The organism is Perlabentimonas gracilis (assembly GCF_011174675.1).
In the GTDB taxonomy this organism is placed as follows: Bacteria; Bacteroidota; Bacteroidia; order Bacteroidales; family Tenuifilaceae; genus Perlabentimonas; species Perlabentimonas gracilis.
On sequence record NZ_JAANIG010000013.1, the window covers coordinates 1 to 17,112 of the forward strand.

8 protein-coding genes are annotated in these 17,112 nt (G+C 41.0%); all 8 read right to left on the reverse strand.

Annotation, left to right across the window (positions count from 1 at the left end):
• Window positions 1-240 precede the first annotated feature (240 nt).
• Complete coding sequence (locus G8O23_RS07565; RefSeq protein WP_166363391.1) at window positions 241-951, reverse strand: hypothetical protein; 711 nt, start codon at window positions 949-951, stop codon at window positions 241-243.
• A 26-nt stretch (window positions 952-977) separates the two neighbouring features.
• The gene (locus G8O23_RS07570; RefSeq protein WP_166363393.1) at window positions 978-5,684 is read right to left on the reverse strand and encodes an efflux RND transporter permease subunit; all 4,707 of its coding nucleotides are present in this window, start codon (window positions 5,682-5,684) and stop codon (window positions 978-980) included.
• 32 nt (window positions 5,685-5,716) lie between these two features.
• Window positions 5,717-8,818 (reverse strand): efflux RND transporter permease subunit, encoded by a 3,102-nt coding sequence (locus G8O23_RS07575; protein ID WP_166363395.1) that lies wholly within the window; start codon window positions 8,816-8,818, stop codon window positions 5,717-5,719.
• Window positions 8,819-8,865: 47 nt separating this feature from the next.
• Window positions 8,866-10,104, reverse strand: a complete 1,239-nt coding sequence (locus tag G8O23_RS07580) for a DUF418 domain-containing protein (protein ID WP_166363397.1) — start codon at window positions 10,102-10,104, stop codon at window positions 8,866-8,868.
• Between the two features lie 33 nt (window positions 10,105-10,137).
• Window positions 10,138-11,187, reverse strand: coding sequence for an efflux RND transporter periplasmic adaptor subunit (locus G8O23_RS07585; RefSeq protein ID WP_166363399.1), 1,050 nt, complete (start codon window positions 11,185-11,187; stop codon window positions 10,138-10,140).
• 25 nt (window positions 11,188-11,212) lie between these two features.
• Window positions 11,213-12,727, reverse strand: coding sequence for a TolC family protein (locus G8O23_RS07590; protein ID WP_166363401.1), 1,515 nt, complete (start codon window positions 12,725-12,727; stop codon window positions 11,213-11,215).
• Window positions 12,728-12,801: 74 nt separating this feature from the next.
• Complete coding sequence (locus G8O23_RS07595; protein WP_166363403.1) at window positions 12,802-16,149, reverse strand: golvesin C-terminal-like domain-containing protein; 3,348 nt, start codon at window positions 16,147-16,149, stop codon at window positions 12,802-12,804.
• On the reverse strand, window positions 16,146-17,042 hold the full coding sequence (locus G8O23_RS07600) for an ABC transporter ATP-binding protein (protein WP_166363405.1): 897 nt from the start codon (window positions 17,040-17,042) through the stop codon (window positions 16,146-16,148). Before G8O23_RS07600 ends, G8O23_RS07595 begins: the two co-directional genes overlap by 4 nt.
• Window positions 17,043-17,112 lie beyond the last annotated feature (70 nt).

A 17,112-nucleotide genomic window follows, 5' to 3' on the forward strand; every position in this document is an offset into this window, starting at 1 on the left:
CTCAGGAAAAAATACCGACAATAAGGCCTTTAGGCTTTCTTGTGTTTCCATACCCAAAGGTAATAACTCTTCTCCAGCACCTCAAAATAATATTTAGCCGTTATATAACAGGGGGTTACATCTGACTACAAAAAACAGTGTTGGTATAATTCCAACACTGCCCTAAACTCGGCAACTTTTTAATTATTATCCAATTGCGTGATATCTGGCTTGATTATACTTGCAGTACAAGGGCACCTTTTAAATAAACTTTTCCCTTCGCTGCAAATTGATTAAAGACCATAGCATCGAAACCACGCTACCCACCACTAGCATCAACCGGTTCTGATAGATCACGTTTTTCCATACGGTAAGGCTCATATCGTTTGGTACCGTAAAGGGGTTAAGAAAGATGTTCCACTTGCTATGCTCAACTGCTTCGCTCATAATCCAAAAGAATAAGCCAATTACTATCATTATTACTGCTGCCGCGCTTGCATTGCGAGTTAGGCTTGCCATAAGAAACCCAAGAGACGCAAGGAAAAGTAGTGGAAACATAAGCTGGTAAACCATTTTGAGCACAGGAATCCGAAGAACGGCAAAAACAGTAAAACTCCCCATAAAGAAAAGTAGGACAACAAGAATTAGTATGCTTATCAGGAAGCGAACTAGATAAACCTTGAAGCGGTAATTGGGAACACCAAAAATTATTTCAAGCATCCGGGCATCCTTATCGTTCTGGATATTAAAAATAACGGGGTAAAATATTATAAGAATACCGGGTAAGATGAGGGCCGAATACATATCGCCAGTGTTCATACTTGCTGAGCTCGAAAAAAGCGCAATGGCAATTACCAGTAGGTAAAAAGCCAAGGCTGCTATTAGGAAATACACAAACTTATTGGCAAATACAATTTTAAGATTGTACCTAACCATATCGAAACCTAGCTTTATTCTATTTAGGTGCTTCATAATGCTTAATTTTTAAACTAATCGATTTACTCCCCATCGCTAAGCAGGTATAGGTAAGCATCCTCGAGATTGGCTTTTACTAGCTTTGCATCGTCTGTTGGGGGATCTTTGGCAAGGCAACGACAACGAATAAAATCACCCTCCTTAAGGTGGTGAATAACCACCAGCTTATCCTTTATCTCATCGAACTTGTCATCAGGTAGTCGTAACGACCAAACCCTATCCTTAGCAATCTTGGCCATTTCGATTGGTGCACCCAAGTACCTAATCTCGCCACGTTTCATTACGGCAACCAGATTACATGAGCTGGCCACATCCTCGATTATATGGGTCGAAAAGATTACCACCCGCTCCTTGCTGAGCTCAACCAGCAGGTTACGGAAACGAATTCTTTCCCTTGGGTCGAGTCCGGCAGTGGGCTCATCGACCACTAAAATTCTAGGTAGATGCAAAAGAATTTGTGCAATTCCAACTCGTTGCTTCATCCCACCTGAGAAGGAGCCAATCTTGTCGTGCTTATTGGCCTCCATATGCACAGCGCTAAGCACGTAATTAATGCGATCAAACCGCTCCTGTTGATTGTAAATTTTCTTAAGAATCCCCATATAGTTTAAAAAATCCCAGGCGGTCATATTCTCGTACATTCCAAACTCCTGAGGCAGAAATCCTATTAAGCCCTGCAACTCCTCGCGTTTTTCCCTTAGATCGATGCCATTAATGGTAATTTGCCCATAGCTTTGCTCAAGAACCCCACAAATAATTCGCATTAGGGTTGACTTTCCGGCCCCGTTGGGTCCCAAAAGTCCAAACATACCTGTGCGAATATCAAGCGAAACACCCTTAAGGGCTTTAAAAGGAATTTTTTTCTTCCCAATAATTGGAATGGATAAAACAATTCTATAAAAAATCTTCCTCAGGCCCTTGAAACGGCCTGTGATTCGGTTGATGTTTACTTTATTCTTGTATAGGCTTTCGGATGTTCTTTTAATTGCAATTGCTATATACCAAAAAACACCTACAGGAATAACCAATCCTAAATTTTTATACTTAAAATAGTAAACCATTAGGGCAAAGGCTGGGAATAACCAGAGGAAAACTAGGAAGATGCCTTTTAGTACAAAGGGTAAATACATTCTAGAACCCTCAGTGGTTTTGTTCCAAAAACCCTGAAAAGGATAGAGGAACGAAACAACAATAATGTATAGCCCAATAGGAAGAAACAGACCCCAACCCGCACTATGTAAGTGGAAATAAATAAAATAGATCAGAAAGCCAACAAGAGGAATCTGCCAAATAACCCCCCTTAAATCTTGTATTGACTTGTACTCGGTCTCGATACCGAGCCGCTTACGAATTCCTATACCCGCCTTCCAATCGCGCATAAACCGGCTATCCCATTCGTAAATTTTTACTAAATTCCTTATTCTGATGTAAAGCGGTTCATCCTTGTCAATAAGCTTTTCGTTTGCCTTACGGAGGCTGTTCTGCACAAAGAAGATTGATGCAGGTACAGCAATTACTAATAGTATGAAGTTTATTATCTGCCAAATTCGGCTATCGACCTCGGTGAAGATAAAGTAGCTACCAACAACCCAAACTGCAATTTGAATCACTTTGGTAATGGTTCTTTGTGAATAAATCCAATGCAACGCCGATTTAAGACCTGAATTAAGGGTTGGTATAAATATCAGGGTAAGCAGTGTGCTTATGGCAAGGCCTCCGATAATGGTTATTGCAAAGGGCACACCTATTAAAGCTACGTACTCGGCTTTTCCAAGAGCCAAGGGTATTAGTGCAATTATTGTTGTAATAGCCGTTATTAGTATGGGCCTTACCCTTGCAAGTCCAGCCATCATTAGTGCCCGTGATTCGTTGTAACCTCTTGCCCGCAAAACCCGTGAGTAGTCGATAAGGATTATCCCATTATTGACCACAATACCCAGAAGAATAAGCAACCCGGTCATTACGTTGGTGTTGAGAATAGATGTACCCGTTAGGATTAGCATCGCCAAAGAGCCAATGCCTGCCAACGGGATTGAAAACATCATAACAACAGGCGTTGTAAATGACTCGAAAACAGAGGCTAGTATCATATAAATTAGGACAAAAGCCATTAGCAAGAGAAAAGCAAACTCACCCAGCTCATTCTCCTCATGCACAACCTCTAGCGCTATACCCGATGGTAATGGCATACTGGCCACAATTTCATCAATCTCAATTCGCGCAGCATTAAGCAAATCCTTGCTATCGAGAATTTCGCTGGTAAACTCGTAAACTAGCTCAAGGTGCTTTTCCTGATTTGTTCTTCGAATGGTCGATAACCCTTCGGTGAAATTAAAGTCGCTAATATTCTGTAGTTCGTAAATGGCTCCATCGGCACTCCTAACCGGTAACGCCTTTAAGTCATTTAAATTCCTCTCGCTTTGCTGATTGTATCCAGTTGTTTTTATCTGAATATCATACTCCTCACCATCCTGCTTAAAGGTTACCCCGCTCGAAAAATTGGGTTGAAAACTATTAAGCTCCGAGAGTACCGAGGTTACCGGAATATTGTAAAAGGCTAAAAGCTGCTTGTTAAGCCCAAGGGTTAGTTCGGGTCGCTTGGCGGGTAAACGGATATCAATCTTTTTTACCGATGTTAGCTGGCCAACGTAGTACTTCACGTCGTTGGCATGGCTTAACATTCTATCGAAATCCTGACCCCTAATAATAACCTTTTCACGTTGTCCACCAATACCAAGCATTCGAGCAAATCCATCGTCGTTTTCAAATCCACCCTCATTCCCACCAAATCGTCTGCTGGTAGTTGGTGGATCCCAGCTGAATGAAGCCGGACTAACATCACGCAGCTGTTTAGATATCTCGTTTTTAATTTTTGGAATTGAATAGTTTCGCTTATCAAGATAGTTATCAACCAACGAAATGGTAATCACGGCCTCCTCCTCGTAAATCTGACTTATCAAATCTTTCTTCTCCTCTATCTCCTCTAATTTTTTCTCCGCCTCAGCAACCACAACATCGGTATTATCGAGGGTGCTACCGCTGGGCATCGTAACGTAAAGTTTAAGTTCCTTTATTTCGGCCTCCTGCGATGAGGTTATGCTCACTGCTAAGCTGATAAGTAGGGCAGCAAAAAAAACACCAAGTGCACCCAGAACTGTTTTTGCCGGGCTGCGCATAGTGGTTTTAAGCAAAACCAGGTAGATCTGAATTAGCCTGTTGTGAATGGAGAGGGTTTCAAAACGCATCGGTTTTTTATCTCCTCTTTTCAGAAAAAAATGGGTGATGGAGGGTATTAGTATAAGGGCAACAACTAGCGAAATAACAAGGGTTGATATTATGGATACGCCAATGTGCTTACCAATTAGCCCTATGAAGAAATTCTCGGAAAACACGAATGGCAAAAACACCGTGATGGTGGTAAGTGTAGCTGCAAAGATAGAACGCCATACCTCTTTGGTTCCCTGTACTACAGCCCTATCGGGGTGAATTTTTTGAGATGCTAAACGGTAAATGTTTTCTAATACCACAATGCTATTGTCGAGCAGCATACTTATGGCCAAGGCCATTCCCAATAGCGTAAGGCTATTAATGCTTATCCCAAAAGCGTAGAAAAAGTTAAAAGCGGTATATACTGAAATTGGGATGGCCAGAGCAATAGCCACCACAAGTCTTATATTCTTGAGAAATATCCATAGAACAAAAATGGCCAGCAATCCTCCCAGAAGGGCTAGATCGATTATGGAGTTGATATTATCCTCCATGGTTTCGGCAGTATTGTTCTGCACAACCAGTTCGATCTCCTTATCGCCTAAATCGTGATTTAAAATTTCGATAGCCTCCTTTACCCTATTGGCCAAATCAATAACATTTGCCTGCGAATCCTTTGTTAGGCTTATGGTTACCGATTCCAACCCGTTGACACGGCTATAGGTTTCCTGTGGTTTTAGTCCGAAGTGGATTGTGGCAATATCCTTTAATTTTACATTCCCCGATTCCTTAACCACCAGGTTATGAATATCGTTAAGGTCATCGAATTCAGCTATCACATTTACAAAGTGAAGCTGGTTGTTTTGGGTAACCCTTCCGGCAAAAGTTCTTGCCCTGCTATTGCTGCTCAGGGCCGATCGCACATCGGAAGGTGATATGCCGTAGGCCTCACAAACATCACGATCAAGAATGATCTCTATGGATTTTTCCCGTCCGCCAAAAACTTCGGCATTGGCGACACCATCAATATTTTTGATCTTTTCGACTATTTCCCTATTCGTCACCTGCCTAACCCTATCGACACCACCACTGCCACGAACCTGAATGGTCATGAACATATTGTTCAGCTGCTCCAGGTCGAATTTAAAAACCTGAACTCTGAAATCCTCAGGCAGCTGTTTCTTGGCCTCATCAACCTTTTCGACAAGTTTTAGGTAGGCATACTTTAGGTTTGTGCCCTGCTGATAGGATATTTGAATACTTCCCTGCTGCTGCCCTGCCGACGAAACGATCTCCTCAATTCCCTCCAGTGTTCCAATAGCTCCCTCGAGGGGAATAATAGCCTGATTCTCCATATACTTTGGGTCAACCTCGAGCGGTGTACCCACCTGTACAAAAAGCATAGGGAGAGTGGCGTTGGGATATAGCTCAACTGGAAGATTCTTATAGGATATATACCCGAGCATACTAAGCCCTGTGAAGAGCATAGCAATTAGGGTTTTTCGTTTTATTATAAAATCCATTTACTTATTAATTTGCGTAAAGCGTAAGTAAATTAAGCCTTAAAAAATTTTGCTTTTAAAATTTCAAAAACATAGTAAAGACAAGGAATAACCGCCAGCGTTAGCAGGGTTGAGGTAATCAATCCCGATATAACGGCAATGGCCATGGGTGAGCGTAACGATGCGCTCTCCCCTATTCCAAGCGTTAAGGGCAGTAGGGCCAGTATGGTTGTCAAGCTGGTCATAACTATAGGACGAATTCTGTTCTCCCCTGCCCTAATAATGGCATCGCGGAGCGAAAGACCCTTTTCTCGCAATTTATTAATTGCATCAACAAGAATAATTGAATCGTTAACGGCAATACCCGCCAGCATAATAATACCGATGTATGCCATTATGCTTAATGGCTTTCCAATGATTAGAAACGCCCAAATGGTTCCAACGCCGGCAAGAGGTATGGATAAAAGGATGGTGAAGGGATGCAATAAAGATTCAAACGTGGATGCCATAACCATATAAACAAGTACAATGGATAAAATAAGGGCAAAACCAAGGCTACCCATGGCATCCTTTCGCTTTTGCTCCTCGCCCTCAATGGTTATTTGGTAATCGGCAGGGACATCAATGTTTGATAATTGCTGTTTTACATCATTTACTAGCAAATTTAATGGAATATCATTTGCAACGTAGGCCATAACCCTACCAATTCTGATCTGATTGCGGCGCATTAGCTGCTTGGGCGAAACTGAACTTTTAAGGCTCGCTACCTCGTAAAGATGAACCTCCCCATTTTGAGTGCTTATTTTAAGCGCATTAAACTCTGACAGGCTCATTTCGGGAAGTTTAATGGTTATATCGCTCATTTCGCCGCCCTGCTCGTACTTTCCAGCACTTTTGCCCATAAGCTTTTCCTTTAGCTGATTTATGATATTATCAACCGTTAGGCCAAATATGCCTGCTTTATACCTATCAATTACAACGTCAATTTCTGGTGCACCCTCCTCAACGCTGGTTTTTACATTATGCAGATTGGGTAGGCTTAATAAGCTATTCTTTACTTGCTCTGTTAAATCGCTAATCACATCAATACTTTTGCCCTTAACCTCAACAACCAGGGGTGCCTCATCGGTTCCGAGAGTAGCCTGCAAAGCGGTTTCGTCGCGAAGAATTGAGATTTCGGCATCGGGTATGGATCCAAGCTGATCCTCGACAGCCGCCATTATACTATTCGATTGATCAACCCAGTTGCTGCTGATTACCACCTTTATGGTTGCAGTATTCTCGTTTTGGAAAACGGACTTTTCGTTTCCAAACCCATTACTCGGGCCAATCTGACTATAAAGTATTTCAGCCCTCTCGCCTAGCAAATCGGTAAGCATACCTTCAATAGCCCTAACGGTTTCGGAAGTGCGCTCTAGCTGAGTGCCCTCGTTCAGCTTAACCTCAATGCTAAATTCACTTGTGGCGCTCTTGGGTAAAAACTCCGATCCTACTTTAGGAAATACGTAGGCTGTAGCAGCCATTAGAGCAAGCGCTGATATTAGAATAATCGCTTTGTGATTAAGCATCATTGATAAAACCCTTCCATACCAGGTGATATTCACTGCCTCTAGCTTTTCCTTCGTAATCTTATCTTTAAATGCCACTTTAAAGAGCATTGGAATTACAAGAATGGCAACAAAAAGCGAAGCAAGAAGCGAAAAAGCAACGGTCCACGCCTGATCCTTAAAAAGAGCACCCGATGCACCCTGAAGATATACAATTGGTAGAAAAACCACAATGGTTGTTAGGGTAGAGGCAATTATTGCCCCACCAACCTCGGCCGTTCCATTTATGGCAGCTTCCTTAACCGACATACCCCGCTCCATATGGCGGAATATATTCTCCACCACCACAATGGCATTATCAACCAGCATACCCGCTCCAAGGGCTAGGCCACCCAAAGTCATTATGTTTAGGGTTAAACCATTAAAGTACATCAGGTTAAATGTGGCAACAATAGAAATTGGAATGGCGAATGATATAATGGCTGTTACCTTTAAGCGACGCAAAAAGATGAAAAGAACGAAAACGGCAATGAGTATCCCAATTAGCGCTGTGTCCCTAACCTCGTTAACTGAGGTTTGAATAAAACGCCCCTGATTCTGAACCACAATAAACTCATAGCCAGGTAACGCTTTTTTAATTGTTTCTAATGATTTTGTAAGCTCATTTACTGCTTTAACCGTATTAGTCCCTGTCTCTTTATGTACCGACAAACCAACACAACGCTGGCCATTTATTCGAACTATATTGAGCGGTTGTTTATTCACAAAGTTCACTTTGGCCACATCGGCTAATAGTATGGGAACTCGTTCCTCATTTCCATTCTGCGGGGTAGCACTTGGGGAAGTGGGATCATCTTTAACCAACCTGTAGCTAAGCACCAAATTTTCTATGTCCTCAACCGTTTTAACTAAACCCGAGCCTTTTATAATGAACTTTTTACCCATTTCGATAATGCTACCACCCGAAACGTTACGGTTCATGTTCTGAATGGCCGAAGCAATATCGCCAGTTGAAAGGCCAAAAGCTTTTAGCTTAAAGGGATCGGTTACAATTTGTATTTCCTTTTCTTCGGTACCGCTGAGGGTAATATCAGCAATTCCCTCGAGCCGAATCAGCTCGTTGCGGATATAGCTTTCCCCAACCTTGCGCAGCTCATCCATATCCGATATTTCAGGATGCATCATGGCCACAATCATCACCGGTGCAGCATTAGGGTCGTGCTGGGTGATATTAAAACTCTCAATATCGGTACTTTGGCTGAAAGTGGTAAGGGCACGCTGCAGGTCGAGAAAGGCTTCATCCATATCTGTTCCCCAGCTGTACTCAACCGTTATTCGTGCCGATCCCACCATGCATATTGATGAAACCTGAGCAACCCCCTTTTGCCTTATAGCCTGCGATTCGATGCTCTCCACAAATTGCTTCTCTATCTCCTCGGGTGGTCGTTCGCCCGCATTAAGTTCCACGAATATCCTTGGAGCGTTCATATCGGGAAAAAGATCGATGCTTAACCTCCCGAATGAAATATACCCCAAAAGCAGAATGCCAAGCACCAGCATTGAAACGGTTACGGGGTTACTTACCGAAAATTGGGTTATTCTTCTCATCATTCTCAATTATTGCTGAAAACTACAGCTCCCAGGCTGTATTTATTCTAGTTTATCTTATTGCTTATCCTTTTTCCATAGGTAATCCATCGCCATAGCCATTCGGCAGGGCCAAATTTGTACCGATTAAGCCACCAGTGGCTAATGGGCAGCTGAATACCCCAAACTATAAGGGTAATGAGTAATCCCTGAAAAGCATCTACTTTACCGTAAAGGCCCAAACCGTAACCATAAAAAATGGTTGTACATACTATGCTTTGTAAAAGATAGTTGGTAAGCGCCATTCGGCCTGTTGATGCAACCATTTGTAAAACTTTTACTTGACTAAACCTACTGTAAAGTAGAAGGCCACCAGTAAAATATGCTAAAGCTAAAATGGGTGAGCCCAGAAAAAAACCAATGATATGGTAAGCGCCAGACATATCGATAGCAAGTCGTGAATAGTTAAAAACACCAAAGGGATGAAGTGCTGCTATTGGCAAACCGATTAGCAGGCTAATCCAAAACACTCTTCGTAGGAAAGGCTTATTCTCGCTAATGCTATTGAGCTTACCGCTCTTACCAAAAGCTAAACCTATTAAAAACATAGCCAGTACCGATGGAAAAATCACCATAAAACCTGAGTATTGCTGAGCTAACTCAACTGTTCTCATCCTTATCATTTCAAGATAATTTGTACCCGAATACACCTCGTTGGCAAGTTGAGCCTTTTCGGCAAATGAACTTTCAACCTTTTCAAATTGCTCAAGTACAAAGTCCATATTGGGTAGGTTTTGTAGAAGCTCAACTATCCCAAAAATTAGGATCTGAAAAAGAAGAATAAAAACAATTAATCCAACAGACCACTTGATTAGACCTTTTACAGAAACCCGCTTAAATGCTATTAACAAAAACCCAACCAGGCTATAGGTAATTAGAATATCGCCCGACCATAACAGAAATGCATGTACTAAACCGAACAGCAGTAGCCCAAGCATACGTCGTTTGAAGAACGAATCCATTAGGATACGCTGGGTTTTTTCCTTAAGCAAAAAGATGCTAAAGCCGAAACCAAAGAGTAGAGAGAATAAGGAGTAGAACTTTCCTTCGGCAAAAAAATAGATAAAACCACTTGCAATGCTATTAAGCGTTCCACCAGAAAATGGTTGTTCAAGGGTCATTTCAAAAATTGAACTTCGGAAAATGGCCATATTCACAAGAAGTATTCCTAGCAATGCAAATCCTCTAACAAAGTCAATCTCCTTGATTCGCTCCTTTGGGGCAATTGGTTTAAAGTTTTCGCTCATAGTAAATTGGTTTGGGTTATGTTGAGTTTTAGTTTACCTTACCACTTTAACTTTAGATCTGTTTCTCAAGGTTTCAAAGCCTTTTGTAACCAACCGTTCGCCTTTTTCTAATCCCGAAGTGATTTGAACCTCGGTTTGGTTCTCCAAACCGAATGTAACTAACCTTTCCTGCGCTAACCCCTTATCCACAACAAATACGGTATTTCCCCTTTGTTTTGAAATAATTACGTTTTTGGGAATTACCAGTGCGCTGTCAACCCTGGCAACAACTATTTCGCCCTTGGCAAACATTCCGGGTCGTAGCAGCAACTTGAGATTATTAATGGTAATAATCGTTTTGAATGAGCGGGTGGTAACATCAATGGCCGGTGATATTTGAGAGATTATTCCCCGAAGCGTATCGTTTGGCAATGTATAGTTTGTAATCTTAACCCCTTGTCCAATCTTTACTGTAGGGTAATCCTTTTCAGCCAAGCTGGTTTCCATATATAGCTGGGTATAATCCATAATTTTAAACATTACAGTATTGGCATCGATGCGAGTTGCCGGAGTTTGATACGGCAATTCAACAATTACACCAGAAAATGGTGCTTTAATCTGCATTTTAGCAAGCCTAATCAGGGCATCCTCGTAAGAATATTTTGAGTTGATATAGTCAATCTCGGCGTTTTTTAGCTCGCTAAGGGTAACACCACCCTTTTCGTAAAGCGATTGCTGCTTCTCGTAAACCTGTTTCGATATTTCAAGTCTAAGTTTAAGTGATGTTATCTTTATATTGTTTTCGAACTCTTTATCCTCAATTCTAATGATCTCATCGCCCTCGGTAACGTAATCGCCCAGCGAGTATTTCTTTCCTGTTTTGGGGTTAGTTAGCAGATTGTAAATACCCGAAATTTCACTTTTTAGGGCTGCCTCTTTAATGGGACTAACATTTCCAGTAGTCTCAATGAAACGCTCAATAGATTTTAGCCCTAAATCCATAACCGAAACGGGAACAGATATATCCTTATTCAAATCTTCGTCGGATTGATTGCAGGATAAAAACATCAGGGCTATTACTGTGATGGCTATTAGTTTTCTCATTGCAGTAGTTTTATACTATTATGTTTTACTTTACGTTTTGCAGGTTTTGCTGGAACTCCAAGGGCACAAAAGAGGTATTCCTCTCGAAGTCCCAAAGCGATTGTATTTTCAGGTTAAGCAATTCCAACTTGTAGTTGATAAGGGCATTGGAAAGATTTATTTTTTTCTGCGAAAGCTGGTTCTGATAGCGCTCCAAATCGATACTGGTTAAATCGCCGTTTTTGTATCGCTCTAGATTGATCTCGTATGTTAGCTTGGCATTCTTTTCGTTCTGCTCAGCAATGGCAATCTGAGTGGAAAGGTTTTGCAAGTTGCGATAGATTTTTCGGATATTAATTACGATGTCCTTTTCAAGCTCCTTAAGGTCAATTTCTTTTGACTCGACCCTGAGCTCTGCTGCTCTTATGCGCGCTTTTCTTTCGCCCCAATCGAAAATGGGAATTGAGAATGAAACCCCAACCTGTGGGCTGCGCGTGGGCTTATCGTACATATTTATGAACTGCTCATTGTTGCCCATTATTCCAATGGAAAGGTTTACATCACCTTTAAACTCATTGGTTGCAGAGGTTTCAATCAGATCCATTTCGGCATTGTTTAAATCAATTTTTCGCTGGGTTAGTTCAAGTCTTTGGCTTAGCCCATTTTCAATGGCCTTGTCTAAATCTACCAGCACAGGGATGTAGTTAATATCAGTTGATATTTCAACCTTTTCATCAAGGGGTAAGCCAATTAGCTGCTTAAACTGATCCATTGAGTTTTCAAGGTCAACCAGGGCATTGTCGAGGTTGGATTGGCTGGTGGCATAGTTTAGCTCACCCTGAAGGAGTTCTTCCTGAGCCGAAAGACCAGCCTCAACCTTACTGCGAATAATTTCCAAGCTTACCTTTTGATTTTCGAACTCTTCGCAAGATATCTGAACCGACATCTGCTTTTGATAAATTGTGTAGAACGCCTGCGTAACCATTCGCTCCATGCTAAGCATCTGTATTGAGTATGCAAGGGTTGAATTCTCGAGGCTAAGTTGATTCCTCTTAAGATTCATCTGGGTTCGGTTGTAGGTAAACAGCGGCTGGTTATAGCTAAGGAAAAAATTATTATTAAAACCGCTGTAGGTTTTTGTAGTGGTCCCAGGATTAAGTGGATCCTGGTTGTTCACATCCGATTTGGTGTTCAGGTACTCAAAATTATTTCTTAACGACAGGGTGCCATCGGTCCACTTTATGGGTTGGGCAATGAGCAATCCTCCGCTTGATGATATACGCTCCGATTTATACCACTGCGAAAAATACTCATCGTATGAATCGCTAACCGAATATTCAATGGGAGCAACATTCAACGAAAAGAATGATTTCAGCCTAGCCAGCTGGGCATTTAACAGCTCTCGACTCTGCTCCATATTAATTCTCGACTGCCTAATCTCCGGGCTGTTCTCAAGGGAAATGAGCATTGCATCTTCAAGGGTGATAATTTTTTGTGCATAAGAGTTTAGCACAAATACCGAAGCAAACCCTAGAGCAAAAATAAATTTTAAATGTTTCATATTCGAGTGTTATAGTACATTCAGATTACCTTTTAGTTTTAATTATTGGCTGTAATATATTATTAAACTGATTTTTATTGTTTCATAACCCATTTAATGGCATCGGCAAAAATAATTCTTCCTACCGATTTGTTGGTTAGCTCCACCTTGGCATTCTCTGGTGATATATAGTAAGTTCCAAGGTAGTTCCACCCACTATCGAGCTCCTCGTCGCTTAGGGTTATATCATCAACGCCATCGTCATGATAAACTCTGTAGTTGTAGTTCGACTTTCGTTTATTGCGACCCCAGTAAACATTTACCTTGGCGGTATGGCAGTACACATCGTAGTACGCTCCCTGTGGTAAATTAGGTGTCCACTTGGCATATCTGCTACCATCACCCGAAGCAGTATAGTAACCTGACCGAACATATTTTCCATAAAACCCGGACTCAAGGACAGGTTTCCACTCATTTGGCGGGTTCCATACATGAATGCCCGTGTACTTATACTCTTTTGCTGAGTCTTTATTAATGAGTGATTTTAAATAGCTTTCTTCTATTTCCTGTACTACTTCAAAGCCATCGTCTTCATTGTCAACAACAAATTCGTTTTCTTTAATATCGCTATCAAAAAACGGGATCTTAGCCACTCCATCTAATTTTGCGTTACGCCTTAATTCATCAAATCCAGAAAGATCAAAAGCTATTGTATTCGGCAAATTTTCAGACACTCCAGTAAATATATTCATCCGTATAGGTTCACTATTGAACACAACACCAAGCTCCTTGGCCGACTGAGCAGGTATGAAAATTCTTTGAAAATGATCGGGTTGCCGAGGTTCCTCGCTAGTAAAGCTCCGAGTATTACCACCCAAAAAGAATGAAACCTCCACAATACCATCAACAGAAGTGGGATTGGATATACTAGCCCTAACCTGATACTTTGTATAATCGCCATCCAGAACCTTATGGGTTTGAAGATTACTAATTATAAAACCCGGTAAGCTGGTTGAGGTATACCAATTCTCAACCTCACTAGCAATTGAGCTATTAAAGTTGTTTACTACCAAGCTATCAAACTCACTGAATGACCAGATTTGGCGATGGTTCTCCGCAATTAATCCATTCAGCAATTCATCAAAAATATTTTTGTTGAAGCGAGAACGAAGGATTGAGAATAATTGATTCCCTTTAGCTAAAACTATATCATTCATTACAAGTGGATTAAAAGAATTCTTCTCCTTGTCAATTTGTCTCTTCCCCTCATTAAGTATCATGCTTAAGCTGGCTTGTTGTAACTCGAGGTTAATCTTTTCGTTATTTGATATACCCCTAAAGTACCAAGTATTTTGAGGCATATAGTTTAAGTATCGATTTAATAAGTACACCTCGGTGGCTGAATTAAGAATGGGCCAGCTATGGCTTTCGAGACTTGTTATAAAACTGTAGTAGTATGGTATTAAGGAAAAAGTGTACCGATCCATTAGCTCACCAAACTCAAACCATTCTGTTGGTGAGGCCATAAGATTCGCCCTTACAAAACGCTTGAAAATTCGACTCTGTAGTTCGACGTCTGTAACCTCCTCGTTGTTGGATTTCATCTGCCTCTCAGCTCTCTTTTTGCGTCGAGTAAAATCGGTTTCATCCATTAGAACCCCTTTTTCGGGATAAAAGATTATTTCGGGCTGAACCGCATCACTTACGTTAGAAAAAATATGCCTATCAATAGAAATATTTAGCGGAACCTCGGCCAAGCTTAATCGGTTAAATCCAAAACCTAAACCTATTGATGCCTCATATTCATTTTTCAATTCCCTGATAATGGAGGGTAAGGTATCGCCAAGCTCTTCAAACTGCTCAGCATAGTAATCGTTACCCTTAATGGTATAAATTGAATACTCTATCGAGTCAACATTAAGACTATGTTTCTGGTAGTTCCCAATAAGTAGACTGACTTTTGGTAAAGGATCGGTATTTGAAAACTCGAATTTCCCGTTTTTATCAGATATACTTTCGCCTTGTGATATTGCAACCAGGTTTTCCCTTGTAGATACGCTTACCGAAAATTGGGCAAAGTTAACATTTTGATATGCAGGTTTATTTGTAGCATAGGTTACTCCTGCTAAAGGATACCACAACGATTCGCTTGTTAAACAAACAAAATTTGGCGTAATATAAGCAAAACGCTTGTGTGCTCTAAAAAGCTCCATCGACAGGTTATCATCATATTCATTGGGATGTATATCAAGAAAATGCGTGTTTTCATTTATACTACCACTATAACTAAATTCGATTGTTTTGGATGAGTCTGCTGGGAGCGTTTGGTTAGGAATAAACAAAAGGTGTAAATTCCGATAATACTCAACATTGTGACCATCAATCTGTATAGTTGAAATTGTAAGTGAGGGATTTAGGCTAAACAACAGCGTATCTACCTGAATATTATTTTCATTTGATACTTTAATGGAAGTACTTACCTCAATTTTACTACCATTGTGCTTTAAATCAATGTCATATTCACAAATTCGTACCGTTGGAAAAGAAAGAAACCTATTATTGAGATCAACCATTGCCTGCTTTTCTTCAAGTACATCCTTTTTTTGGCTGATATACATAAAGCCGAGATATGCACTGCTGAAGAATAAAACGGCAGCAAAAACCAAGGGCAAAAATGCATTACGTGGAGTTTGAGGCAATCTGTTTAGCTTAAACACAGTAAAGAATATAAATGCTAGGCCTAACAAAAAGTAAACTCCTCGGTGCAAAACCACTGAGCTTAGGTCTCCAAAACCACCTATGGTTGAACTTAGCAACGGAATCCGATAGCCTATGTAATCGAAAAGATGATGGTAAACATCGTTTAGGTAGAAAACGGTTAGGGCGATATAGCCAAGAATTATAATAAAAGTGATGGCCTGGTTACGAAGCACACTCATTAAGAAAAAAGATAGGCCAAGAATGAAGGTTAGCGTTGGCAAGCTGATAAGAATTGGATAAAGGAAAAATTCAACCACACCCTTCGCCGAATCGGCACTAATAAACGAAAAACCTATGCCAATAATTAGTACAACAAGATTTAGCAAAAGAAACACTGTAAGAATGCCCAGTGTTTTACCAAATACATACTCAAAATTTGTCATCGACCGAACGTAGATAACCTCTACAGTATCGTTTTTTCTATCCTGTTTTAAAAATTCGGATGCAAGAAATACAGCAACTATAGCCTGTCCAAGATTAAGGATTATCAGATTTGCATTGGGTAACGATGCTGGCAGGGCTCTGTAAATCCATGGAACCCCAGTATTATCGAGAAAAACAACAAGATTGAAAATTCCGATGCCAACGATAGCCATTGCTGCAAAAATTCTGAAAAACCAACTCCTCAGGAGCGTTTTCCTTTCAAAACGGGCTACCGTAAAAAGGTTGTGGAGTGCACTCATCGTAATTCAAGTTTTTTTTGCGCTAAATACTCCATAAAGTAAACGTAAGCATGCTCAAGATTTGGTTCAATGGGAATTGCATTGTAGCCATTGAGCTCCTCGCCAACCAGCTGCACCTCCCACCCCTCATCCGATGGAATGGTTGAAATAACAGCGTATTTCTCCTTGAGCAACTCATACTCAAACCCAGATGTGGAGAGCTGCCAAACGTGCCCTTGGGCTTTCTGCACCAGCTCCTCGGGGGTTCCATAAAATCCAACCTGGCCGTTGTTAAGTAGTGCAAGGCATTGACACACGCTAGAAATATCGCCAACAATATGTGTTGAAAGGATAATGATAACATCCCGTTGGCTTAGTTCCGACAGGATGTTGCGAAAACGTATTCTTTCCTCCGGATCAAGCCCTGTGGTTGGCTCATCTACTATAACAATTTTGGGGTCTCCGATAAGGGCTTGGGCAATACCTAATCGGCGTTTCATTCCTCCCGACAGCTTATTTGCACTCCTTTCGCGCACATCGAAAAGACCAACCTTTTCGAGCCATTCATCCACTTTGGCAGAACGCTCCTTTGCGCTTCGAATTCCAGATAACCCTGCTGCATAATCGAGAAACTCCCATGTTCTTAGCCTTGTGAAAAAGCGGAAATCCTGTGGTAAGTATCCTAGCAATTTACGAATCTCGCCTCGTTGTTTCTGAATATCGAAACCATTTACATTAACCCTGCCGGTGGAAGGATTCATAAGCGTTACCAGAATGCGCATTAGGGTGGATTTTCCTGCACCATTAGGACCAAGTAGTCCAAACATTCCGTTTTCTATTTCAAGATTTACGTCAGCAAGCGCTTTCTTGCCATTGTCGTATACCTTTCCAAGATTCTCAATACTTATTCTCATCAAAAAAATATATTGGGAAATACTCTCCCCCTTTCGGTTAATAAAGTAGCGCTAGAATTTTGAAAATTGA

What these genes read in the sequence shown, in the direction of transcription:
- G8O23_RS07565 (WP_166363391.1), bottom strand. Translation starts at nt 951, where the DNA reads ATGAAGCACCTAAATAGAATAAAGCTAGGTTTCGATATGGTTAGGTAC.
- G8O23_RS07570 (WP_166363393.1), bottom strand. Translation starts at nt 5,684, where the DNA reads ATGGATTTTATAATAAAACGAAAAACCCTAATTGCTATGCTCTTCACA.
- G8O23_RS07575 (WP_166363395.1), bottom strand. Translation starts at nt 8,818, where the DNA reads ATGAGAAGAATAACCCAATTTTCGGTAAGTAACCCCGTAACCGTTTCA.
- G8O23_RS07580 (WP_166363397.1), bottom strand. Translation starts at nt 10,104, where the DNA reads ATGAGCGAAAACTTTAAACCAATTGCCCCAAAGGAGCGAATCAAGGAG.
- G8O23_RS07585 (WP_166363399.1), bottom strand. Translation starts at nt 11,187, where the DNA reads ATGAGAAAACTAATAGCCATCACAGTAATAGCCCTGATGTTTTTATCC.
- G8O23_RS07590 (WP_166363401.1), bottom strand. Translation starts at nt 12,727, where the DNA reads ATGAAACATTTAAAATTTATTTTTGCTCTAGGGTTTGCTTCGGTATTT.
- G8O23_RS07595 (WP_166363403.1), bottom strand. Translation starts at nt 16,149, where the DNA reads ATGAGTGCACTCCACAACCTTTTTACGGTAGCCCGTTTTGAAAGGAAA.
- G8O23_RS07600 (WP_166363405.1), bottom strand. Translation starts at nt 17,042, where the DNA reads ATGAGAATAAGTATTGAGAATCTTGGAAAGGTATACGACAATGGCAAG.